21 protein-coding genes and 2 riboswitches are annotated in these 22,857 nt (G+C 47.7%); of the genes, 7 read left to right on the forward strand and 14 right to left on the reverse strand.

What is annotated here, in order from left to right; all coding sequences use genetic code 11:
* Nucleotides 1-118: 118 nt before the first annotated feature.
* The gene (locus tag OKS35_RS04055) at nucleotides 119-523 is read right to left on the reverse strand and encodes a CoA-binding protein (protein ID WP_074037001.1); all 405 of its coding nucleotides are present in this window, start codon (nucleotides 521-523) and stop codon (nucleotides 119-121) included.
* A gap of 340 nt (nucleotides 524-863) precedes the next feature.
* Between OKS35_RS04055 and OKS35_RS04060 the strand changes: the two genes are divergently transcribed.
* Both OKS35_RS04060 and OKS35_RS04065 read left to right on the forward strand, forming a co-directional pair.
* A complete protein-coding gene (locus OKS35_RS04060; RefSeq protein WP_214781150.1) occupies nucleotides 864-1,907 on the forward strand; it encodes a GGDEF domain-containing protein in 1,044 nt (347 codons plus the stop codon).
* A gap of 15 nt (nucleotides 1,908-1,922) precedes the next feature.
* On the forward strand, nucleotides 1,923-2,936 hold the full coding sequence (locus tag OKS35_RS04065) for a tyrosine-type recombinase/integrase (protein ID WP_214781157.1): 1,014 nt from the start codon (nucleotides 1,923-1,925) through the stop codon (nucleotides 2,934-2,936).
* 62 nt (nucleotides 2,937-2,998) lie between these two features.
* On the opposite strand, the gene OKS35_RS04070 is transcribed toward OKS35_RS04065, so the two are convergent.
* From OKS35_RS04070 to OKS35_RS04080, 3 genes are read right to left on the reverse strand one after another with little or no spacing between them, the layout of a single operon-like run.
* Nucleotides 2,999-4,138, reverse strand: a complete 1,140-nt coding sequence (locus OKS35_RS04070) for a hypothetical protein (protein WP_214781159.1) — start codon at nucleotides 4,136-4,138, stop codon at nucleotides 2,999-3,001.
* Nucleotides 4,135-5,346, reverse strand: a complete 1,212-nt coding sequence (locus OKS35_RS04075; protein ID WP_264092542.1) for a hypothetical protein — start codon at nucleotides 5,344-5,346, stop codon at nucleotides 4,135-4,137. The genes OKS35_RS04070 and OKS35_RS04075 overlap by 4 nt, the downstream gene beginning before the upstream one ends.
* Nucleotides 5,347-5,401: 55 nt before the next feature.
* Nucleotides 5,402-6,574 (reverse strand): MalY/PatB family protein, encoded by a 1,173-nt coding sequence (locus tag OKS35_RS04080; protein WP_264092543.1) that lies wholly within the window; start codon nucleotides 6,572-6,574, stop codon nucleotides 5,402-5,404.
* 116 nt (nucleotides 6,575-6,690) lie between these two features.
* Here OKS35_RS04080 and OKS35_RS04085 point away from each other — a divergent pair, with 116 nt between their 5' ends.
* A complete protein-coding gene (locus OKS35_RS04085; RefSeq protein WP_074036996.1) occupies nucleotides 6,691-7,344 on the forward strand; it encodes a M48 family metallopeptidase in 654 nt (217 codons plus the stop codon).
* Between the two features lie 21 nt (nucleotides 7,345-7,365).
* Here the strand turns inward: OKS35_RS04085 and OKS35_RS15360 are convergent, their stop codons facing one another.
* From OKS35_RS15360 to OKS35_RS04115, 5 genes are all read right to left on the reverse strand, one after another.
* Nucleotides 7,366-8,271 (reverse strand): methyl-accepting chemotaxis protein, encoded by a 906-nt coding sequence (locus OKS35_RS15360; RefSeq protein ID WP_269317939.1) that lies wholly within the window; start codon nucleotides 8,269-8,271, stop codon nucleotides 7,366-7,368.
* Nucleotides 8,272-8,428: 157 nt separating this feature from the next.
* Nucleotides 8,429-9,730 carry a hypothetical protein gene (locus tag OKS35_RS04100; RefSeq protein WP_264092544.1) on the reverse strand — a complete coding sequence of 434 codons (1,302 nt, stop codon included), beginning with the start codon at nucleotides 9,728-9,730 and terminating at the stop codon, nucleotides 8,429-8,431.
* On the reverse strand, nucleotides 9,727-10,983 hold the full coding sequence (locus tag OKS35_RS04105) for a hypothetical protein (RefSeq protein WP_264092545.1): 1,257 nt from the start codon (nucleotides 10,981-10,983) through the stop codon (nucleotides 9,727-9,729). The genes OKS35_RS04100 and OKS35_RS04105 overlap by 4 nt, the downstream gene beginning before the upstream one ends.
* Nucleotides 10,980-12,278, reverse strand: a complete 1,299-nt coding sequence (locus OKS35_RS04110; protein ID WP_264092546.1) for a hypothetical protein — start codon at nucleotides 12,276-12,278, stop codon at nucleotides 10,980-10,982. The genes OKS35_RS04105 and OKS35_RS04110 overlap by 4 nt, the downstream gene beginning before the upstream one ends.
* Nucleotides 12,279-12,377: 99 nt before the next feature.
* Nucleotides 12,378-12,761, reverse strand: a complete 384-nt coding sequence (locus OKS35_RS04115; RefSeq protein WP_214781180.1) for a DUF302 domain-containing protein — start codon at nucleotides 12,759-12,761, stop codon at nucleotides 12,378-12,380.
* Nucleotides 12,762-12,922: 161 nt separating this feature from the next.
* On the opposite strand from OKS35_RS04115, the gene OKS35_RS04120 reads away from it, so the two are divergent.
* A complete protein-coding gene (locus OKS35_RS04120; protein WP_012726343.1) occupies nucleotides 12,923-13,318 on the forward strand; it encodes a Spx/MgsR family RNA polymerase-binding regulatory protein in 396 nt (131 codons plus the stop codon).
* A gap of 29 nt (nucleotides 13,319-13,347) precedes the next feature.
* On the opposite strand, the gene OKS35_RS04125 is transcribed toward OKS35_RS04120, so the two are convergent.
* The 5 genes from OKS35_RS04125 to OKS35_RS04145 form a co-directional block, all read right to left on the reverse strand.
* A complete protein-coding gene (locus OKS35_RS04125) occupies nucleotides 13,348-14,010 on the reverse strand; it encodes a methionine ABC transporter permease (protein WP_012726344.1) in 663 nt (220 codons plus the stop codon).
* On the reverse strand, nucleotides 13,982-15,016 hold the full coding sequence (locus OKS35_RS04130; protein ID WP_012726345.1) for a methionine ABC transporter ATP-binding protein: 1,035 nt from the start codon (nucleotides 15,014-15,016) through the stop codon (nucleotides 13,982-13,984). The genes OKS35_RS04125 and OKS35_RS04130 overlap by 29 nt, the downstream gene beginning before the upstream one ends.
* 11 nt (nucleotides 15,017-15,027) lie before the next feature.
* The gene (locus tag OKS35_RS04135; RefSeq protein WP_214812613.1) at nucleotides 15,028-15,849 is read right to left on the reverse strand and encodes a MetQ/NlpA family ABC transporter substrate-binding protein; all 822 of its coding nucleotides are present in this window, start codon (nucleotides 15,847-15,849) and stop codon (nucleotides 15,028-15,030) included.
* Nucleotides 15,850-15,922: 73 nt separating this feature from the next.
* Nucleotides 15,923-16,027: riboswitch (SAM riboswitch) on the reverse strand.
* A 41-nt stretch (nucleotides 16,028-16,068) separates the two neighbouring features.
* The gene (locus OKS35_RS04140) at nucleotides 16,069-17,085 is read right to left on the reverse strand and encodes an iron-containing alcohol dehydrogenase (RefSeq protein ID WP_264092547.1); all 1,017 of its coding nucleotides are present in this window, start codon (nucleotides 17,083-17,085) and stop codon (nucleotides 16,069-16,071) included.
* Nucleotides 17,082-18,257 carry an aminotransferase class I/II-fold pyridoxal phosphate-dependent enzyme gene (locus tag OKS35_RS04145; protein ID WP_264092548.1) on the reverse strand — a complete coding sequence of 392 codons (1,176 nt, stop codon included), beginning with the start codon at nucleotides 18,255-18,257 and terminating at the stop codon, nucleotides 17,082-17,084. The genes OKS35_RS04140 and OKS35_RS04145 overlap by 4 nt, the downstream gene beginning before the upstream one ends.
* A 78-nt stretch (nucleotides 18,258-18,335) precedes the next feature.
* Nucleotides 18,336-18,435, reverse strand: a riboswitch (SAM riboswitch).
* Between the two features lie 158 nt (nucleotides 18,436-18,593).
* Between OKS35_RS04145 and OKS35_RS04150 the strand changes: the two genes are divergently transcribed.
* The 3 genes from OKS35_RS04150 (at nucleotide 18,594) to OKS35_RS04160 (ending at nucleotide 22,845) form a co-directional block, all read left to right on the forward strand.
* Complete coding sequence (locus OKS35_RS04150) at nucleotides 18,594-19,694, forward strand: AI-2E family transporter (protein WP_012726349.1); 1,101 nt, start codon at nucleotides 18,594-18,596, stop codon at nucleotides 19,692-19,694.
* Between the two features lie 269 nt (nucleotides 19,695-19,963).
* Nucleotides 19,964-21,208, forward strand: coding sequence for an MDR family MFS transporter (locus OKS35_RS04155; protein ID WP_031423648.1), 1,245 nt, complete (start codon nucleotides 19,964-19,966; stop codon nucleotides 21,206-21,208).
* A 143-nt stretch (nucleotides 21,209-21,351) separates the two neighbouring features.
* Nucleotides 21,352-22,845, forward strand: a complete 1,494-nt coding sequence (locus OKS35_RS04160) for a peptide MFS transporter (RefSeq protein ID WP_159562339.1) — start codon at nucleotides 21,352-21,354, stop codon at nucleotides 22,843-22,845.
* Nucleotides 22,846-22,857: the final 12 nt, after the last annotated feature.

Below are 22,857 nucleotides of genomic sequence, written 5' to 3' on the forward strand. Positions count from 1 at the left end.
CCTCAATTTCGAACACACGTTCGTTTTTCTTTCCTATTGTATAGCTGTTCATCGATTCTGGCAAGCCTCCTTTGTCAGCCATCGCTGAAAAAAAGGAGACCTACCAAGGAGGTAGGTCTTATCCGAGTAGACGAGCATGCTCCACGTACAGGCAGCGGTTCTCGATATAATCGAGCCCGGCGTCACGCACGATTTGCTCCGCCTCAGCACTTGAGAGACCGAGCTGATTGAAGACGAGCCCGACATCCCCATGTCGTACCGCATCTTCCGCGACACCCGCTAAAAATTCGCTGCGACGGAACACGTCGACGATATCGATTCTACCCGGGATGCTCTCGACGGACGGATAAGCCTTACGGCCGTTCCACTCCTCGAGCATCGGGTTGACAGGGATGACGGTATACCCGACACGAAGCAAATACTCCGCAATCTGGTTGGCCGTCTTGTTCGGGTTGTCGGACACACCGACGACCGCGATGGTCTTCGCTTCAGACAAAAGTTGCTTCAAACGCTGATCATCCATCCAAAATCCCCCTTTGGTTTACGTTTACAGTGTAACGTTACCTTCCTTCCTGTTTCAAGTCTTATTTTCATCATAAGGTATAATGATTCAACATTACAATTTCAAGACAAACCAATATGGTTTACATAACAAATTATTGTCTACCATTTATTTTGCTATAAAATCAATCGGTCGATTAACCACTCGATTGAGATACAATCACGCAATTCATGAACATTGCGTGAAATATCTATTTCACGCAATGATAGATACGAAAACAATACGTTTTTTGAGGCCACTTTATGGACTTTTATACAAATTTAATCATTGTTTCGTTATACTAAAAGAAAGGAGGTGTGTGATGGGAACAACCTATGAAACTCGTCGAGGAACACTATATAACGAACGAATTACTTTTTACGGCAATGTCATCGCCTGGTTGGTCCACTTCCTATTTTGCATCTTGTTTTATCGTTTGGATATGATTCTCTTATTCCTATCAAATGGCTTGAGTGTGATCTATTATACGATTTCATTCTACTTTGTACATAGACGGTGGTACGGCATCTTCTTTACCGGACTTTTTATCGAAGTCGTTTACAACGCCGTCATCTCGACCGTCATTCTCGGTTGGGAGATCAACATGCATTATTTCATCCTCATGATGGCCTATGGTGTCTTTTTCATGCCAAGCGTATCAAGAGGCCAACGCATCTTCACCACGGCCATTGCCATGCTGATTTATAGCCTTCTATTCATCTATGTATCTGACGGCATCGAGACCTTACCGATACAGATAGAACAAGCGCTCGGACTCTTTTGTATCCTATCGACCGTGATGATGATTGCAGGGCTCTCCTTTATCTTTGAGTCAGCCGTTGTCGAAGTGACAGATGAACTCGAACAATCTAATGAGCGATTGCAAATCCTAGCGTCTACGGATGGATTGACCGGACTATTGAACCGAAAAGTTGGGCATGAACAAGTTTCTAAAGCAATCGACAAAGCCGCTCATGAAGGCGTTCCGTATGCAATCGTTCTCGGTGACATCGATCGATTCAAATCATTTAACGAGACTTACGGACATGATTGTGGGGACCGGGTGCTACAACAAGTCGCCAGCATCCTATCCGACGTCGACGGCATTGTAGTCCGATGGGGAGGCGAGGAATTCCTGATTTTCTTTTCGAGTCCATGCGATAACTTCCTTACAATCGCCGAACAATTGAGACAGCAAATCGAGTCAATCCCTCTCTATTACGCGGGGGAAAGACTTCAGGTCACAATGACATTCGGACTTGCGGTTCGTACTGGTCACGATACGGTAGAAGAGATTATAAAAGAGGCAGATGACTTCCTTCGTGAAGGGAAGCGCAACGGAAAGAATCAAGTGAGAACCACATGAAGAAAGGGGCATTCCATGAGTATTTTCGGTCAACTTGGACAGCGGCAGACACCGACGACGACGAAACGCTTCGAGTTGAACGGGTTGCACCGACTACCCGCATTCATCCAACAGTTTTTTCATCATTTAGCAGCAAAGCACTACTCCAAACAGACGGCCCAACGCTATGTGTATGATGTTTTAGATTTCTTTCGTTGGGTCGAGCGCGTGAGCGGTACCGAGTTAGAGTCTGAAACGATTGACTTGGGATCATTCACAGAGATTGACCATGCCGGTGCAGAAGCGTATGCGACTTATCTTGCCCTCGATCTCGAAAACGCTCCAAGCGTCATCAATCGGAAGCTTTCAACGTTACAGTCACTCTTCAATTACTTAATCGAGACCAATCAAGCGACGGTGAATCCCTTTCAAACCGTGGAACGTCCGAAGCGCGGCAAACGGAATCCCGTTTATTTGACGGAATCGGAATGGCTCGATTTCTCGACGCTTGTACGTAGCAACGTCGGCATGACGAATCGCGAGGCGAGTTGGTACGAACTGAATCGTGCACGTGATTTTTTAATCATACAGTTACTCGGACTAACAGGTATGCGCGTATCCGAGCTTGCCGGACTCAATTGGTCCGATATCAATCTCGAGACCGGGACGATTCGGGTCATCGGTAAAGGGAACAAGGAACGATTGATCCCCATCGCAGGACCACTTCTTCCGCTCCTCTCTGAATATCGCCACGCGTCGAGCGAAGGTGCGGTGTTCCAAAATGAGAAGGGAAATCGAATCGCTGTACGAACGGTTCAACATATGTTGAAAGGTCATATTGACCGTTTGAAGCCTTACCTTCCGTTCTTGAGCCATAAACAGGTGACGCCGCATAAGTTGCGTCACACCTTCGCCTCACGTCTCGCGATGGGCGGGGTCGATGTGCTCACGATTCAGCAGCTTCTCGGACATGAATCTGTAGCAACGACACAAGTCTATGCCCATATCGGAGACGAACGGAAAAAACACGCAATATCAGGTTTACAATAATATGTTATGTAAACTATATATCCAAATATAACCACCACCTATATGATGGGTGGTGGTTATATTTATATGCTAGACATTGACAATATCAATATGGCATCATCGATGACCATAAAATAGGCATTGTCATATGCGAAACGTTCTTCAGATTTCAAATCGAAGATCACGACACCGCTCGTTAGCCCTTCCGTATATTCATGGACGAGATAGCGGTGACCGATGACGCGTTCGAACGGTTTCACATCGATATAACGCGCACCGGTTGCTAGGTCGATGACTTCTGAGTGCATATCAGTCTCATCGACTTTGATGAAAATCGTCGAACTAATATCATCGTATGTGAAATCAATCGGTTCATAGGCACCCCAATCGACGACCGATACTTCATGCAAGACATCGGGAGCCGTCAAATCATAGATGACCTCCTCATTCAACGCGTCAACAAATGCGGAGAATCGAAGCGTCCCTTCATTTTCTCCTAGATATTGGACCGTGTCCCCTTCCCCTTGGAGACGGAGAATATCATCGAATGGCAATTCATCCCGTTGATCCCATATCGCCTCGACCGCCTCTTCGAGTGGGCAAATCAAGAGTGCCTCGGAATGGTCAATCGGGTCGTCAGGAGAGATGCGCCCATCATCGAGTGCATTATAATAGTCAAACTCATCGAGTCTTGCGTTACAGACGATGTATGGAACACCAGCGAATGTGGTCGTAAACAAATATAATTCTCGGAATCGTTCCGTCTTACCGACGAGGCGCTCATCTCGAATACGCTCCCGTTGATTGGTCACCCGGTCATAAAGCCATGCTTCATCCGATGATTCAAACGCCGTCAAAAAGAGGAAGTAACGATGATCCAATACCCAGAACAATGTGCTATTCCCACGCTTCTCAAACGTCGTGATAACTTCTTCGGTGCCTGACTTGTAAGAGAAGGCGATCAATTCTGTCTTGACCACCCCTTCACCTTCCGGGACCTCATTTATAAAATAGACGATGTCTCCATCGACGAAAAGCTTGGGATAACCATAATCCGCGTACTCCCTCCGGTTCAATTGTGTGATCACGCCGTCCTCTTCGTCAAAGCGATAGAGCGAGAATGTCGTTCGATCCATCTTCTCGCGATAGTAGACAGAGGAAGGGGTAACGGCGATCACATCTTCATGATCGATTGGCATGGCTCGTGCGTCAACGATTCTCATAAAGCACCTCTCTCTTGTCCGGATTCAGCGGGTTCGACTGTAACAAGCCCAGGTGGTCGTTTCGGGAACGTGATCCGTAGATGAGCATATTCGATCACATCCTGATGCGGATGATTCTTGTCGATCCAGCGAATCCGTTGTTGATTCGCGAGAGCATGTCCAATCTTTTCTTCCATTTGGAATTTGGAGATGTCTCGAAACGCGACTTCTTGAATGTACGTCTCTTCATCGGTCTCAAACTGTTGCCAGATTCCCATGATCAATTGACCGAGGGCTGAGACACGCCGTTCAGGGAGCGTGATCGTCCCTAGTGTTCGACTCACTTCCTTCAGACACTCGTTCGGGTCGTCCGAGGCGGCAAATAGTCGTTTTGCCGTATTGTTCATGACGCGATAGCGACGTTTCCCACTTTCGAGCCTAAGCACCTGCGCGTACGGTTCAACCGGTACACCATGAAAAAAGGTTTCGGTCCCACCCCATGCGAATCCAAATGACGGATCGAACTTCCGGATTGTCTGCATGAAGGACATCATAAAGTCCTCGACTTCTCGCCTTTCGAGTCGAAGCCATTCGGCCAGGGCGAGGGTTCCTTTCTCTTTCGAAATCCGATCCACCGGGAAGAAGAGCTCACCATCCGATAGACGATGAGGTTTCAATTCAACACCGTCAGCACGATAATCGGTCGACGGCCTTCCCCCTCTCCCCGCGTAGATGACCCACTCATCGTCTGTGCTTTCGATGGCATAGGCTTGATGTGCCCACGGTGGCGTCACATATAAGGCGGGATACTCCTCGAAGGTGTCGAGGTGAATGTACGAACGGTCATTCCAAAGGTGTGCGACGAGGCGTACGACCTCCCCTGTATCCGAATCTTTTGGGGCGATGTAATTTCCGGTATCTCCGATGAACGTCAAAATGTGAAAACCATACCCGTTATACAGGTGACGCACAATTCGTTCAAAGACGGCGGTCACCATGCGTTCAAATAACGGATGATCTTCATTCCGATTGAGCGTTGGCGAATCGACCGTACACATGAGCCAACCCATCCGCTCATATAGACGAACTCGGAGCGGATAAGAGATCAACGGAGAAGAACTCGCATGAATCTCAGTCAAGCGGATATTGGACATGTTTTCGACTTGCAAGGTGAAGCCGCTACGCCTTAACTGTTCCTCCATCTTTTTCTTCCAGTTGATCGTCTCCATCCCATCCACTCGCTTTCTCTCATCATCTCATTGTGAATTTTTCCCGATTCTCGTTTTACACAAACGCTTTTCGTTCCATTTGCGCGCTCAGTCGCTGAATCGCCTCGTCCAATAGTTCACGACGTGTCCCAATATTCATCCGTTCGAATGATTCACCTTGAGGACCGAACGGACTACCCGGTGACAAGAAGATTCGGACGTCTTGATGCAGCCAAGACTTCCGCTCCTCGGCTGACATCGGTAACTCCGAGAAGTCGAGCCAAAGCAGATAACTCGCTTCCGGACGTGCCGTATGGAGCATCGGAAGGTTTGATTCGATGGAATCGATCACGTCATTCATTTGTTGCTCCAATTCTTCTCGCAACTGGTCGAGCCAACGTTCCGCGCGGTTGTCGGTATACGCGGCGATGATAGCCGTGTTCGCGAACGGTGTCGGGAGCACATGATGTTTGTTCTGTACTTTCGTGATTTGCTTCCGCCACTCATCGACCGGACAAATGATGTAGGACGCAAATAATCCGGCGATATTAAATGCTTTTGAGGGCGCACTTACCGTGATGACACGCGAGTCGAGTGTGCCGATTGCGGTATGTTTATGAGACGGGAATGTCAAATCTGCATGAATCTCGTCAGCGACGACAATCACCTCATATTGATCCGCGAGTTCTACGACCTTTTCTAGTTCTGCTCTCGTCCAGACACGCCCAACTGGATTATGTGGGGAACAGAGTAGGAAGAGTTTCGCTTGTTTCATCGCTTCCTCGAGTGCGACAAAATCCATCTCGTAGCGCTCGTCAATTTTTTTCAACGGGGCATCGAACACTTGTCGCTTGGAACCGACAACGAGTTCGTGGAATGGTGGATAGACAGGTGACTGGATGACGACGCCATCTCCGACTTCAGTCAACGCCTCGACGATATGCGTCAACGCAGGCACGACACCGCTAGAGAATAACACATGGTTCGGGTCAACAATTAAATCGTGACGTCGGCCGTACCAATCGCTCACCGCTGTTTGCGCTTCAGGTGCGAACAATGTATACCCGAATTCCCCTTGAGCGGCTTTTATAGCGAGCGCCTCGGAGATGGACGGTGCAGTACGGATGTCGATATCCGCTACCCATAGCGGTAACACGTCTTCTGACAAACGGAACCATCGCTCCAACCCATCCCACTTCACCGAATTCGTCCCTTTACGTTCAAGTTGTTGTTGTAAAATTGATTTCATGTTCATCCCTCCTCCTCTTACTGTATCAAAGTTGATTCGACTACGTGCCAAAAAAAGCATGGCAGTTTTTTGCCGACTTCGTTATACTCGATCGAGATAAGAAAGGAGGCACATCAATGCGTGTTACCGTCATTCGAAATAAACGAAGAAAAAGAGCTGCCTTTTATGTTACACCGGAAGGAATCGAACTCCGAGTCCCGGCACGATTGCCAAAACGTCTCGTCGACCGCGCACTAGAAGAGCACGACACATGGATTCGTGAGACGTTGCAGAATCTTCCTCAACAGATGTCCGTTCTTGATCGCGGACTTGTGCTTCACGGAGAGCATTACCCGGTCAGAAGAGACAGCGGGCGGACGCTTCGGCATGACGGCACGTCTTTTTGGGTTCCGGAAGCATGGGACGACGCTACACTCTGGAAACAGTATGAGATTTGGCTTCGTGAACGTGCCTTACACTATGCGATCGAGCGGGCACCAATTTATGAAAAGATCTTAGGCGTTAAAGCGAAAAAGATTCGTATCGGTCACCAAAAGACACGCTGGGGATCATGTAGTTCGAATGGAACCATCTCCATTAATGTTCGCCTCATGCTGGCGCCAAAAGAGATGATGGACTACGTCATCGCTCACGAATGGGTACATCTCGTTCACTTCGATCACTCCCCTTCTTTTTGGAGCACGTTACAAACGATCTATCCGAATACCGCTACAGCAAAAGATTGGTTGAAACGACATGGACATACGTTACGACTCAAAAAAACCGACTGACCCCGTGTAGGGTCAATCGGTTCACAGGTTGGATGTAAATGTGTCGGCCGTATCATGTAACTCGGCTGCTGCCTGCTCGAACGTTTGGAATCGCTCCATCGTCTGTTCCATCGTTTTTGCACTTAACTGAATCTCTTGATTGGACGCAGTGACACCTTCTACAATTTTCCGAAGCTCGACGTTCATCCCTTCCGTGTTCGAGTTGACGTCGATGACCGCACGTTCAACCATACGGGAGAGGTTGCGGACCTCTGTCGCAACCACATTAAATCCAAGCCCGTGTTCACCTGCTCGTGCCGCTTCGATGGCAGCATTCAGGGACAATAGATTCGTTTGTGCCGCAATCTCTTTGATCGACGAGGCAATTTTCGCGATGTCATCGGCTTGACGACGCAAGTTCTGAAGGGCATGGAGGTTGTCCGCGGCATCTTTCGCAAGCTTTTCAATCGTTTCATTCAATACTTTCGTGTCTTGCATGCCTGTCTTCGCCCGTTCGTCGAGCACATCGGTCATCGATTTAAAGCGATACGCATAATCCTCAATCACTTGTTGCCGTGCGGTGATGTCCGATGCGATCTTGACGACACCGATGACATCATCTCCTTCAAAAATCGGCATATACGTCGCCTCGAGCCAAATGGTTTCCCCTTTTGCATTCTCACGCTCCACTTTATCCGAGAAACTGAAACCATTCCATAATTTCTCCCAAAATGCCGAATACTCTGGACTATTGACAAAGGAAGAAGGGCAGAACAAGTGATGCTGCATGCCAATCATCTCCTCGCGTCTATATTTCATTGCTTTCGCAAACGTATCGTTCACATCGACGACCCGGCGTTGACGATCGAATCGAATCATCGCCATATTCGTTTCAATGGATTGAAAAACGTCTGCAGATTGAATTCCTTTTTGGTTCAAAGTACTCATTATAGATAGCAACCTTTCTTATTCCTAGGATGTTCGTACTAAATCGTGAGTTTCAGTGTAACGTATCCTAAAACATACCATTACTCTCTTTTTATACAGAAGGTCAATATCTTGGTTTTGAAGTATTTACCAAATGAAAAGACGCGATTGGCGCCTTTCACTCATCTAAATCAGGGAAATAGGAGAAGAACGTTTCCGCTCCCGCACTGCTCAGTTTGAACGTTTGGTTTCGTGTTTCATCCGTCACATAGACATCTACTTTTTTAGACCGTTTCTTAAAGCTTAATTGAAATTCTTGCCCTTTCCATCCATCTATGATGGTGAGAAGGGGATAGTCCCCCACTTCTCCAGCTCGATCCACCGGTTCTGCCTCCTCAAATGCGTTCATCAAATCAGACATGTCGATGCCAGCCGCACGCAATGTATCCGGATAATTCAATGTGGCCTCCGCATCTAACGGGTTTTTATGGAGAAAGAAAAACGGACCTCGCGGAACGGAAGGATTTGCAATGAGTCCTGCTTCAGTGGATTCTTTAATGGAATCTTTCGTGGCAAACTCGCCCTTCGTGTACGTCAAGCTGACTTCTTCTTTCACACGCTTTCCATTTTTCATGTATGAGAATATGTAAAGAGGTGTCTCAACCCCCGGCTCTAATGTATCCGTCTGGAGGACCCGTTCGACTTGTAATCCTTCGAACTGGATGGGGACATGTGCGCCGTCTTTCTCATCCCATACAAGGAAAGGTTGAATAGATGTCGTACCGTTCGTAGTTTCGAAGTAAAAGTGAGCGGCTTTCAATTTGTCATTATATCCGAGTGCAATCTTTGCGGTTCCCATTTGTGCATTATATGGTTCAATGGTTGAGATGGGAAAGATTCCTTCCCGTTCACCTACTGTTAACGCAATCGTACCATTCAAAGGAGAGATCAAATGAACCATCGTGTCTTCGAACAGGTTGATGGGCATCCCAAGGTACTCGGATGGGTCACTTTGTTCTGCGACTTCTTCTTCCTCTTTCGTACCCGTTCTCATCTTCGGGACGCTCGGGACTTTGATACCCGCTGATAAATCGAGGAAGTCCGGTAGTTCATCAATCTTCCCTAATTTCATGTTAGAATAGTCTCCATCATAGCAAATGGTGTAGTTTTCTTTTCCTTTCAAGAAAGTCACCAATTTATATGAGTTCGGATCATAATCTGATATCATGACTTTCCGATTCAGCGCATATGAATTGAAAACCGTCACATCCCCTTCAATCTGTGTAATCGGCTCGCCTGTGCATGCATCGAGGATGTGCGTCGCCCACGTCTCCGACTCGGCATCCATCTGATTCGAATACAAATCGCCCACGTTCCATTGCTCAGGCATATAGTCTAGCTGCACGACATCCATTTCTTCACTACCACAACCCGATAAAATCCCGACTGCGCTTAACATCAATAGCATTCGTTTCATCATGACCCTTTCACCTCCGGAAATACATCCAAGAACCGTTCCGCTCCTTTGCTTGATAGTTTGAATATTTGATCGCGGAGCGGGTCCGTCAGATAAACATCGATTTTTTTAGATCGTTCCTTGAAACTTAACTGAAACTCTTGACCACCCCAACCATCGACGATCGTGAGACGCGAATAGTCAGTCACATCTCCAGCACGTTTGACAGGTGTTGCGTCATCAATCGCATTCATCAGATCTGATATGTCGTTCTCTTCAGCCATTAGCACGTTTGGGTACTGAATGTCGAGCGCGCCGTTTAATGGCTTCTCATGAACATAAACGAATGGACCATTTGAATCGCTCGCGTTTTGAACAGGATCTTGTGTCGAAAATTCACCATTCAAATAAGTTAAACTGATCACTTCATTCACACGTTTCCCATCTTCAATGAAGGAGAACGTGTAGAGAGGCGTCTTGACATCAGGTTCAAGAATGTCTTCCCGAAGTACCTGTTCTACTTGTAGACCTTCGAATTGAACGGGCTCGTGTTTATGCTCTTTTTCATTCCATACGACTAAAGGAAGCAGGGTCGTCAATCCGTCTTCTTTCTCATAATAAAAATATGCTTCTTTCGATTGTTCGTCATACCCGAGCGCGATTGCCACTTCTCTCGTTTGGGCATTAAACGGTTCTAGATATGAAAGGGGGAATAAGCCTTGTCGATCTCCAATCGATAAATCAATCTGACCATATAATGAGGGTGTCACATGAATCATCGTCCCTTCTAGGAGAGAGACGGGCATAGGATAGAAATGACCTTCGTCTTTCTGTTCCATTTCTTTTAATTCTTCATGTGTACCCGTGCGAATCGTTGGCGTACTCAAGATGTCGGTCCCTTCTTCCGTATGAACGAAGTAAGGGAATTCATCTATCTCTTCTGCCCTGATTTGTTCAGAAGCACTGTCATAGCAAACGGCGTATGGTCGATTTCCTTCCATATACACCACGTTTTTATGTGCATCATCGAACTTTCGATTCAATTCATACGAATGATAGACGGTGACGTCTTCTTCGATTCGTGAAATTGCTTTACCAGAACACGCATCCAGTAAATCAGGAGTCCAAATCACCGACTTGGCATCCATATGACCTGATTGAAGATCTTTCACATTCCAATGCTCCGATATGTAATCTAGCTTTACGACATCCATCTGTTCATCATCACAACCTGTCATCAAACCAATACAGCAAATGAATATAAGGATTCGCTTCATAATGTTTCCCTTAGGCGCGGAAATATGTCTAAGAACGATTCCGCTCCTTCGCTCGATAATTTAAATGTTTGATCGCGGAGCGGGTCCGTTAAATAGATATCAATTTTTTTCGAACGTTTTTGATAGCTGATTTCGAACACTTGACCCTTCCAACCGTCTGTTAAAGTCAAATATCGATATTCTGAATCTTCTCCGCGGCGATCGACGGGGTCTGCCTCATTGATGATGTCGAACAATTCTTTCGCTTCCTCTTTCGTGGCCTCACTATACTCTGCGAATTCCATCGCCCCTCCATCGTATGGTTTGCGATGGACGATGACCCTTGGCCCGGCTTCTTCAACAGGCAACCAATCCTCAAACATCGGATCTGGTTCTTCTCCTTCTTTTAAAAACAAGCCAGGAGCGAATCGAATCGTCATCGTTTCGGTCACATGTTTCCCGTTTTTCAGATACGAGAAAGTATAGAACGGAGTTTCCTCTTCTTCGTTCAGTTCACGAGCTGTCGCGACAGTTTTGATCTCTAACTCGGAAAAGACGGTATTCTCTTTTGACTCCGGGTCCTCTAACTCATCAAACTCAATCGGTTGAGGCATGAAAAATTGACCGTCAAACGAGTAAAGAATATATGGACGAAACGTCTTTTTATCATATCCGATGGCAATCTGTTGATTCGGCATCTCAAATCCTCGCGGCTCGAACTGCGCAATCGGATAACGGATCACCTTGCCACCGAGTTTCATTTCAAGTTCGCCGTAGAGCGCCGGTTCGATTTCCAGTAACGTATGCGGGAACGGGGTGATGGAATTCCCGTCGATGTCCAGTCCTTCTGCTTCCACCAACTTATCTTGTAGTGCGGAAGATGTCTGATGAATACGAGGGAGTTGTGGAAGTCGAATTCCGTCACTTGTATTCACAAAGTCTGGAAACGAGTCAATCGCTTCCGCCATCAGTTGATTCGTGTAGCTTTCACGACATACGGCATACCGTTCGTCACCTTCTAAGTACGTCACGACTTTCATCGTATATGGGGTCATGGCTGAAACAGGCTCGGTTCTCCCTGCAATCGCCGTTTGATATACCGTGATGTCACCCTTTAATTCGGTTGCACGCTCCCCTTCGCATGCAGCCAATACTTCTTTTGACTCATGAACTTTAATCATCTCTCCTTCTTTTGAATAGCTTTCCACGTTCCATTGATCCTCTATGTAATCTAGTTGAATGACTTCTATATTAGATGCCCCACAAGCGCTTAAAAATGAAGCACTCAGTAACATCATGATTCCTCTTTTGTACAAAATATCCCCTCCTATAATCTCATCATCCAATTTTACCATTATCTAACTATCCTATACGAAAAAAATCCGCTCACGTTTCATGAGCGGATGGTAGAACAATCATTTACTTTGGTCGATGGCACGTTGCAATCGGGACTCGACGTCTAACGCGACGGCTTGTAACGATTCGTCATCGATGAGGCGAATTAATTCAGTCGGTCTCGGCATACCAATTTGGGTATGGTCTTCTTTTTCGAACACCGCGATTTTGCATGGAAGGAAGTAGCCTCCTTCTAATTGTTGCGACAGCACTTCTTTTGCCGCCTTCGGATTGCATACTTCTAAGATACGATACTTCCCATCAATCCCCTCTCCCTTTTTCTCGAGCGTCTCACTCAAATCAAAGTCCCAGAGCACCCCGAATGATTCTTCTTTCAATGCTTCTCCGAGACGAATGACAACATCATCCACGGTACGGTCAGATTGTACGGTATAATCAAACATCTTCATTCCTCCTTATCTGGTTACTCATGAAATCTGTACCCGAACGAAGTCATGCTCAATCAAAAAGAAACTGTATGTGATTTGAAACATAATCACGCACTCGAACGTATAAAAGGAGATAATAGTTAGAACCAAACTGATGTAAAGGAGAAGTGGTTGTCGTGACGGTCACGGTATTCACGCATACGAGCTGCAGTTCTTCCAGAAAAACGATTGATTGGTTACGGGAACAAAAAATTCCCTTCATCGAAAAGAAATTGACAGACCAAGGTTTATCCTTCGGAGAATTCAAAGAGATGTTGAGCCTGACGGAAAATGGGACGACGGACTTGTTGTCGGTCCAAAAGAGTGTCTATAAACAAGCGGCAGAGAAACTAGATGAGATGTCGATTCGTGAGCTATATAGCTTCGTCGCCTCGAATCCTCAAATCCTGAAAAGTCCGATCGTCTTCGACCATCATCGCATCCAGGTCGGTTTCAGTGAAAAAGAGATTCGGACGTTCATCCCGAGACATGACCGCATCGCTGAACTGAAACGTCTGCTCCATAACGCATAAATCGTGTCGCTTTCGCGACACGATTCTTTTTATGCCTTTTTCAATTTTGCCGCCAATCGATTCCCGAAGGATTGGATGGACTGAACGAGGAGGATGAGGACGAAAATGGTCACGTACATGACTTCCGGTTCGAAACGAAGGTGTCCGTATTGATAGGCGATGTCCCCCAGTCCACCTGCCCCGACGAGTCCCGCCATCGCCGTCGCTCCAATCAACCCGATCGTCGCAATCGTCAATCCGAGAACGATGGAAGACCGAGCTTCTCGAATGAGGACGTACCAGATGATTTTTCTCGTCGAGATTCCCATTGCCTCATACGCCTCGATGACCCCGCGGTCGACTTCGAGTAGTGCCGACTCCATGAGTCGAGCGATATACGGAGCGGTGAAGACGATCAAGGGGAGCAATACGCCCTGCACGCCAATCGTCGTCCCCATGATGAACCGTGTGAACGGTAAGATGAAGAACAACAGAATGATGAACGGGATGGAACGGATGACGTTGATGACGCTCGATAAGCCACCATAGACGAATCGGTTTGCGAGTCTGCCATTCGGTCTCGTCAAAACGAGCAACGTCCCGAGCGGCAATCCGATCAAGGTCGAGATCAAAAGCGCGATACTCGTCATCGTCAACGTTTGAACCGTTCCTGTCCAGATTAAGTCACCCCAGTCTGTCCAAAACTGTTGCATGGTTTGACACCTCCCTCACATGTACGCCGCTCGTCTTCAAATAACGGACGGCGAGTTCCGTTTGATCATGATCCCCGTCAAGATGGACGAGCAAGTTTCCGACAAGCCCTGCCTTTAACTTCTTGATTCCGCCTCCGATGATGTTCGGTAGGATGCCGAACCGCTTGGTCAATTGTGCCAGGACTGCTTGTTCTGTCTGACTGCCGATGAACGACAAGTGGACGAGCGTTCCCCGAGTCTGGAGTTCCGAGACGACTTCTTCCGGCACGTCGAGGTTTGTCTTAAGAAACTTCTGGGTCGTCTCGTGTGACGGATTGGAGAAGACGTCTAGTACGTGTCCTTGTTCAACGATTTGGCCACGATCGATGACGGCGACCCGGTCACAGATTCGTTCGATGACTTCCATCTCATGTGTGATCAAGAAAATCGTCAATCCGAGCTCGCGATTGATTTCGAGCAGTAACTCTAAAATCGACTCGGTCGTCTCAGGGTCGAGTGCACTTGTCGCCTCATCACTGAGGAGAATATCAGGCTCGTGGGCGAGCGCTCGCGCAATGGCGACACGTTGTTTCTGTCCACCTGACAATTGTTCAGGGTAATGGTTCCGATGTTCGCTCAGTCCGACGATTTGGAGATAGCGGTCGACCCGTTCACGGATGACCTGCTTCCCGAGACCTTCGAGACGAAGCGGGATGGCGACATTCTCTTCGACGGTCGCAGTCTTCAGCAGGTTGTAGTGCTGAAAGATCATACCGATTCGCTGGCGTAACGTCGACAACCCTTTCTTTTTGAGGAGCGTGATATCTTGTCCCTCAATCTCGACTACACCTGATGTCGGGCGCTCCAAAAGATTGATCATCCGGATGAGCGTACTCTTACCGGCACCACTTCGTCCGATGATTCCGAAGATTTCCCCTCTCTCAATCGTGAGGGAGACATCATCAAGTGCCGTGATCGTGTCTCCGTTGACCTTGAACTCCTTGGTGATTTGTTTCAGTTCAATCATAAGACCCCTCCTTAGAATGCCGGCACGACCGAACCATTGAATTCTTCTTCGATGAAGGCACGTACTTCATCTGAATGATAGTAAGACTTCAGCGTCTTCACGACTTCATCTTCTTTATTGGCTGAACGGACGACGACATAGTTCGGATACGGGTTATCGACCGTATCTTCATGGAAGAGGGCATCTTCATTAATGGATAGACCCGCTCCCATCGCGAAGTTCGTGTTGATGGCTGCGAGTGCCACTTCAGGGAGTTGCGTCGGCAGTTGGGATGCTTCAAGTTCAATAAATTCGAGGTTGAGCGGATTCTCAGCAATGTCGCGCTTCGTCGCTTTATCCGTCAATCCTTCTTTTAACGTGATGAGTCCGGCCGTTTCGTATAATCGTAGCGCACGGAGCTCGTTCGCCGGGTCGTTCGGGACGGCTACTTTATCGCCCTCCTTTAAGTCCTTGATATCCGTCAACTTCTCTGAATAGAGCCCCATCGGGAAAGCGACCGTCTTGAAGACGTCGTCAATCTTATATCCCTTGTCCGCTTTTTGCAGTTCGAGGAACGAGAGCGTCTGATAGCTGTTCACGTCGAGACTTCCTTCGTCGAGAGCGGTGTTCGGCGTGTTGTAATCGTTAAATACTTTGATATCGATTTCGAGCCCATCTTCTTTTGCGAGCTCCTGTACTTTCTCGGCGATCTGTTCGTGTGGTCCACCAGTGACGCCGATCGTCAGCTCTTTCGTGCTTAGCGTCTCGCTCGCCTCGGATTGTCCGCATGCTGAGAGTGCGATGGCCGCAAGGATAGATGTACCTGCCAAAATGGTTTTTTGTTTGATGTTCATGAATGATTCCTCCTCCAAATGAAAAGCCCGCTACTCATAAAGAGCGGCGGGCACGACACGTGAAAGTCGGACACGCTCATCTCCCAGACGTTTCGTCTGTTGGAATTAGCACCATGATCATTTCTGATCTGGTTGCCGGGTTTCATCGGGCCAGTCCCTCCACCACTCTTGATAAGCAATCGGTTCTATTATTTTGTTATTATATTACTGATAAAAGAATTATTTGTAAACTATTTCTTGAAGATTTCTTAAAATTTCTTTTAATCGTTCAGCATCTTCAACCTTGTGAATGCCTTGAATCGTCATTTCTTCGATGACATAGTCGACCAATTCATCGACTTGATCAAAGCGAATGCCAAGTTGTTCGAGTGACGTTGGAGCGGCGATGGCGTGTAGCCAATTCTCGAGGAATGAGGCGTCTTCGGATGAAGCCAATCGTTCTTGAACGATCAGCCCAAAGCCTACTTTATCCCCGTGCAACCAGTGATGCGTCGAATCAAAACGACTGAGCGCATTATGCACCGCATGGGCGACGGCGACACGAGTGCCGGCATCGCCGAACCCACCGACGGCACCTCCAATGGCGAGGACATGATCAACGATATATCGGATGTCCGTGTCATAACGGCGGAAGTCATCTTCACGAATGGACAAATCCATCAACGCTCCACACTGTGCCGCAAGCGAAAGCCCCGACTGAATCCCTGCGTCCCTTGATGTTGTTCCGCTAATATATCGGGCTTCGAACCACTTCGCGACCGTATCAATCACACCGGCTCTGAAATAGTCATAAGGTGAGTCGCGTAACAATCGTGTGTCCACGATGACGCGCTCGATGACGACGGGGAACGTATCATATCGTAAATATGTACCGTCTTCTCCATAGATCACGCTGAGCGGGGTGAAGGCGGCACAGTTTGACACAAGTGTCGGAACGACGATGAGCGGGACCGACTGGGTAAATGCAATCCGCTTCGCCGTATCAATCAATTTACCGCCACCGACGGCAATCCAGACGTCAGGTCGATGCGCTTTTAGTCGTTCGACTTCTTCGTCTGAACATTCCCCCTTGAATCGTACGCTCGGAATTTCTGCTAGACGAGGAGACACGCGAATCGCTTCACCGTATCCGTTAAATCCTTTCAAAACGAGTGCATCCCGATTCCCAATCAGTGAGTAAAGTTGATCGAGCGCATCGTTCGAATGGTCGTATTCCAGCACCGCTTGTCGAATCATTGATGGACCTCCTCATAGGCTGCAAACAGTCTCTCAATCCGTTCTACCGCTTCATCAATCTTCTGTTCAGACGAGACGAGACCAAAGCGGATGTGGTGCTCCCCCTCCGTTCCAAAAAAGTAGCCCGGTGTGACGGCGACGCCCGCCTCATGTAGTAACTTCGTCGAAAATGATATTGCATCGCCTTCAGGCACTCTCGCCCATACGAAGAAAGAACCTTTTGGTGCCTCAATCTCCCACCCTGCCCGGCGTAACCCATCAATCAATCGGTTTCGTCTTGTTTCGTAAAGCGAGGCTAGGTCGTCACGTATGTCACGCGGGGATTCTAACGCCACGATGGCTGCCTCTTGAATGGCAGAGAACACAGAGACGTGGACATGATCTTGGTACGTATTGATCGCCTCGATGATATCTGCATTTCCGACTGCGAACGCGACACGCCATCCCGACATGTTGAACGCCTTCGACATCGTATACACCTCAATCCCGATTTCTTTTGCCCCGTCTGCTTGGAGAAAACTTGGCGGGACATGCCCATCAAAGCCAATACTTCCATAGGCGAAATCGTGTACGACCATCAGATCATGGTTTGTGGCGAATTTAACCGTCTCCTCAAAGAAGGCTGGCGTCGCGACAGCGCCGGTCGGATTGCTCGGGTAGTTCAAATACATGAGTCGTGCATGAAGCGGATCGAGCGTGGTGTAATCCGGGAGATAGCCGTGCTCTTCCTTCAACGTCAAATCGATGATGTCCGCTCCGGCGAGACGCGCTCCCGAGATATAATCGGGATAGCCAGGGTTCGGGAGCAAGATGCCTTCACCCGGCTCAAGTAGACACTGAGGCAACGTTATGAGACCCGATTTGCTGCCAATCAAAATCGCCACTTCTTTTGCTGGGTCGAGGTCGACTCCGTATTCACGTTGATAGAATGCGGCCACAGCTTCTTTTAGTCGAGCCTGTCCCCGGAACGGTCCGTATTGATGGGTCGTCGGGTCGGTCAATGCTCGTTCCAGTGCCTCACAGATCGGAGCTGGTGTCGGTAAGTCGGGTGTGCCTTGTCCGAGTCGGATGACGGTCTTGCCACTCGCCTCGACTGCCGCGACTTCTTCTGCTAATCCGACAAAGTGTTGTGTCGGTAATGATTTTAATAACTTGGAACGTCTGTCTGCCATGATGGGTCCTCCTAATACGAAAAAACACCCCTTTCTGAGGAAAGGGGTGCTCGATACAGACGTATGTAGTCAACCACCTTTCCATCTCTCAAGGTCACCTTGCTGGAATTAGCACAGTATTTTGCAATCTGTTGCTGAAGCTTCATCGGGCCAGTCCCTCCGCTTCTCTTGATAGAAAGTGTCATTCGTTATGTAATTTTTGTATGTCCCTAAGTTAACCAGACATTCCCAACGGTGTCAAACTTTTTTTTCAAGGTGAACATCTATTGAATCCTTTTCAAAAAACATTCATAGTAAAAGAGTAGAAAAATTATATTTGTATGAGGGGATAGAGCATTGGAGCTTAATCGTCAACTTATTTGGAAACTGAGTGTAATCGGACTGATCTTGCTCGTCTTATGGCGGGTCATCAGTGAACCGGATACCATCTCACGTGTCTTACAATACACGTTTCAGTTACTGACCCCTATCATCATGGGGATCGCCATCGCCTTGTTACTCAACACCGTACTCTCTTATATTGAAGAACGGTTCCACTTGAAGCGATATCAAGGACTACTCATCGTCTATATCACGTTCATCGGCATCTTGGCGATTTCGGTCGTCACGTTGTTCCCGCGGATTTACTCGAGTCTGTCATCACTCATCAATGAGTTACCGGTTTATATCCGTCAAATCGACGTTTTTTTAGGTGAAGTGAACAATTACTTGAAAGACTATAACGCGACGATCGCCCAAGCGATTGATTTTGCGCGCTTCGAGGATCGTTACTCTGGATGGGTCGAGACGGCCGTCCTCTCTTCCGTTAGTTATGTCTCTAGTTTTACAATGACATTGATTAACTTCTTGATTGGGATTGTCATCTCCATCTATTTGTTAAAGGACAAAGAAGTCTTCGCTCGTATGTTCAAGCGTCTTCTCTATGCGCTTTTACCTGTCGGCACTGCAAAGACGACAATCGACATTTTTCAAGAGATGGATTATATCTTCAAACGATATATTATCGGAAAGTCACTCGACTGTCTGATCATTGGAGTGCTAGCAGTCATTGGACTCTTGATCATCGGGGCCCCATATGCCCTACTTCTCGGAGTCATCGTCGGCGTCTTAAACTTCATCCCCTACGTCGGACCGCTACTCGGGATGATCCCAGCGTTTATCATCACTTATTTTTATGATCCGTTCACCGCCGTCTTGGTACTCTTGTTCATCTTCTTGTTACAGCAGTTTGACGGATTGTGGCTCGGACCGAAGATTCTCGGAGATAGTGTCGGCATCACACCATTTTGGGTCATCACATCGATTATCATCGGAGGAAGCCTGTTCGGCCTCATCGGGATGTTCGTGAGCGTGCCGATCACGGCCATGATTCAAGTCGTCTTGTCTCGCCTCATCGATTATCGACTGAACCGAAAAAATCTAAACGAATTACTTTGATTCACCTCATAAATTTGTTGACACATTGAGGAAATGTGTCATACATTTGAAGAGAAGAACACAATTAACAGAAAGGAGAGGTTCCCATGTCAGTAGTATCTTCGAAACCATTCACTCAAGTTCATACTGATTGGCAGGCACCTCTTCGATTGATTCATATCTAAGTCGCCTGCCTATCGAGGCATGCATAAACAACGTGGGACGTCGTATGCCTTCATGCATATGACGTCCCTTTTGTGTCTAAAAAATAAATAAAGCAGGTGACCTGTATGTTTCAATCACTTAAGCGGCTCGACCGCAACATTTGGATTCGTTTCTTAGGGGAGACGATTACGGGAATTATGATGTTCATGATTGCCCCATTCCTTGTTCTCTATTATAGTGACCAGTTAGACAGCTACCTTCAAGTCGGAATCATCATGGCGACTGGCCCGATCATGGCGCTCCTTGGTTCGATGATCGGAGGACGGCTAGCAGACCTGTATGGTCGAAAACCAATCATGATGATCGCCATCATCGGGGACGCACTCGCCCTCATCGGTTTTGCGTTCGCCGACTCGTTCTGGCCGCTCCTTTTATTGAACGCCATGCTCGGATTGACGAACTCGCTCTTCCACCCTGCCGCAAGCGCGATGGTCGCCGATGTCACGGAGCCAGAGCATATGAACGAAGCGTTCGGACTTTTACGGATGGGACATAACATCGGCGCTGCATTCGGTCCCCTTCTCGGTAGCGCGGTGCTGTTCATCGATCGCGAACTCATCTTCTTTGCGGCGGCATTCGTCTTTGGACTATATGCGATTGCGCTCGGCACGTTCATACATGAGTCGTTGCCCGAGTTTACGGAAGATGAGACTCCAAGCAACCGGGAAGTGTTGCGCGTCTTTTATAACGATCGCGTGTTTCTCGTCTTCATCTTTGCGGGTATATTCATATCAATGGGATTCTCCGTCGTCGAGAGCATGCTACCACTCTTTTTAAAAGAATCGCTCCCGACGTATACCGCACAACAGAACCCATTCCCGTATCTGTTAGCACTGAATGGAATCATGGTAGTTCTTTTCCAGTTCCCGATTGCTTCAAAACTCGGGAACAAGCCGTTCGGTAAGGTCATGTTAGCAGGAGCGACCGTATTTGGTATCGGTATGATCTTGCTTGCGATTGTGCCTAGAGCCTTGTTCGCACTCGATACCCCTTACGTGCCACTCGTCGGGATCTTACTCGCCGTATATGCGTTTTATACGTTAGGTGAGATGATCATGTCCCCTGTTCAGCAGACATTCATCGCCTTGATCGCACCGGAGAATATGCGTGGTGCCTATAACGGTGCAGCGAGTATCCAATGGCTGATCGGCGGTGTCACGGCACCAATCATCGCAAGTGTCTTTTTTGACAATCGTGCCGGACACATCGCTTTGATCCTCATCGGTGGAGCGAGTTGTTTATCAGGCATCATCTATTGGCAGCTCGGACGTCATGTCCAAGCGACGGAAGCAAAGCAAAAGACGGCTTAACCGCTCATTGACCACACTCTCTGATTTCGGAAGTGTGGTCTTTTCATTCTTTTCATCTTTATTAAAATTTGAAATTATCATTCAATTCACTTTACAATCATAATAATCCTTTTTATGATAAAACGGTTAAGGAGGGATCTTTCATGGAAAGGATCGATAAACAGACAATCGTGGATAGTGTTCCACAAAAAGGCTTCTTCGGACAACCGAAAGGGTTGTTCACTTTATTCTTCACTGAGTTTTGGGAACGTTTCTCGTACTATGGCATGCGGGCCATCCTCGTATTCTATATGTACTATGAAGTCTCTGAGGGAGGACTCGGTCTAGACCGAAACGTCGCACTCTCAATCATGTCCGTCTATGGCGCGCTTGTTTATATGTCTGGGGTCATTGGGGGATGGCTTGCAGACCGGATTTTCGGGACGTCTCGCGCGGTCTTCTACGGTGGTGTGTTCATCATGCTCGGACACATCGTCCTCTCGATTCCAGGTAGCGTCGTCTTCCTGTTTATCTCCATGGCGCTAATCGTCATTGGTACCGGATTATTGAAACCAAACGTATCAAGTATCGTCGGAGACATGTACAGCGAGACGGATCGCCGTCGTGACGCTGGATTCAGTATCTTCTACATGGGAATCAACTTGGGTGCTTTCATTTCACCACTCATCGTCGGTCAAGTGCAAAAAGACTATGGATTCCACTGGGGCTTTGCGCTCGCGGCAATCGGGATGTTCGTTGGACTCGTCGTCTTCGTATTGACACGAAAAACGAACCTCGGCTTAGCTGGTTCGTATGTACCGAATCCGTTGACGCCTGATGAGAAAAAGAAAACGATAAAAATCGTCAGCATTGTCACCATTGGAATTGCCATTTTGCTTGCAATTTTGATTCCACTCGGATGGTTCACGATCAATACGTTCATCTCACTCGTCGGGGTGTTCGGTATTGCGATCCCGACGATTTACTTCATCATCATGTATCGCAGTCCGAAAACGACAGAGGTCGAGCGCTCGCGAATCATCGCCTACATTCCGCTCTTCATCGCCTCCGTCATGTTCTGGGCGATCCAAGAGCAGGGTGCAACGATTTTGGCGAGCTATGCTGATACACGGACTGACTTAGAGTTCTTTGGATTCACGTTGTCACCAGCATGGTTCCAATCACTGAACCCACTGTTCATCATCTTACTGGCACCGATCTTCGCTTGGTTATGGGTCCGACTTGGTGACCGCGAACCGAGCATTCCGACGAAGTTTGCTTTCGGGATCTTGTTTGCCGGAATCAGTTTCTTAGTCATCCTACTCCCTGCTTACTTCAGTGGTCCGGATGCCCTCGTCAGCCCATTATGGCTCGTCTTGAGCTATTTCATCGTCGTGTTGGGAGAACTCAGTTTGTCACCGGTCGGTTTGTCGGCCACGACAAAACTCGCACCAGCTGCCTTCTCGGCTCAAACGATGTCGCTCTGGTTCTTATCGAACGCTGCTGCGCAAGGGATCAACGCACAGCTGGTCAAGTTCTACACGCCTGAGAATGAGATGCTCTATTTCGGCGTGATCGGTGGCGTCGCCATCATCTTAAGCTTGATTCTGTTCGCACTTGCACCGAAAATCAAAGTGTATATGCGTGGGATCCATTAATCATCAAAAACG

The sequence above is a fragment of the Exiguobacterium sp. N5 genome (genome assembly GCF_025842465.1).
In the GTDB taxonomy this organism is placed as follows: Bacteria; Bacillota; Bacilli; order Exiguobacteriales; family Exiguobacteriaceae; genus Exiguobacterium; species Exiguobacterium profundum.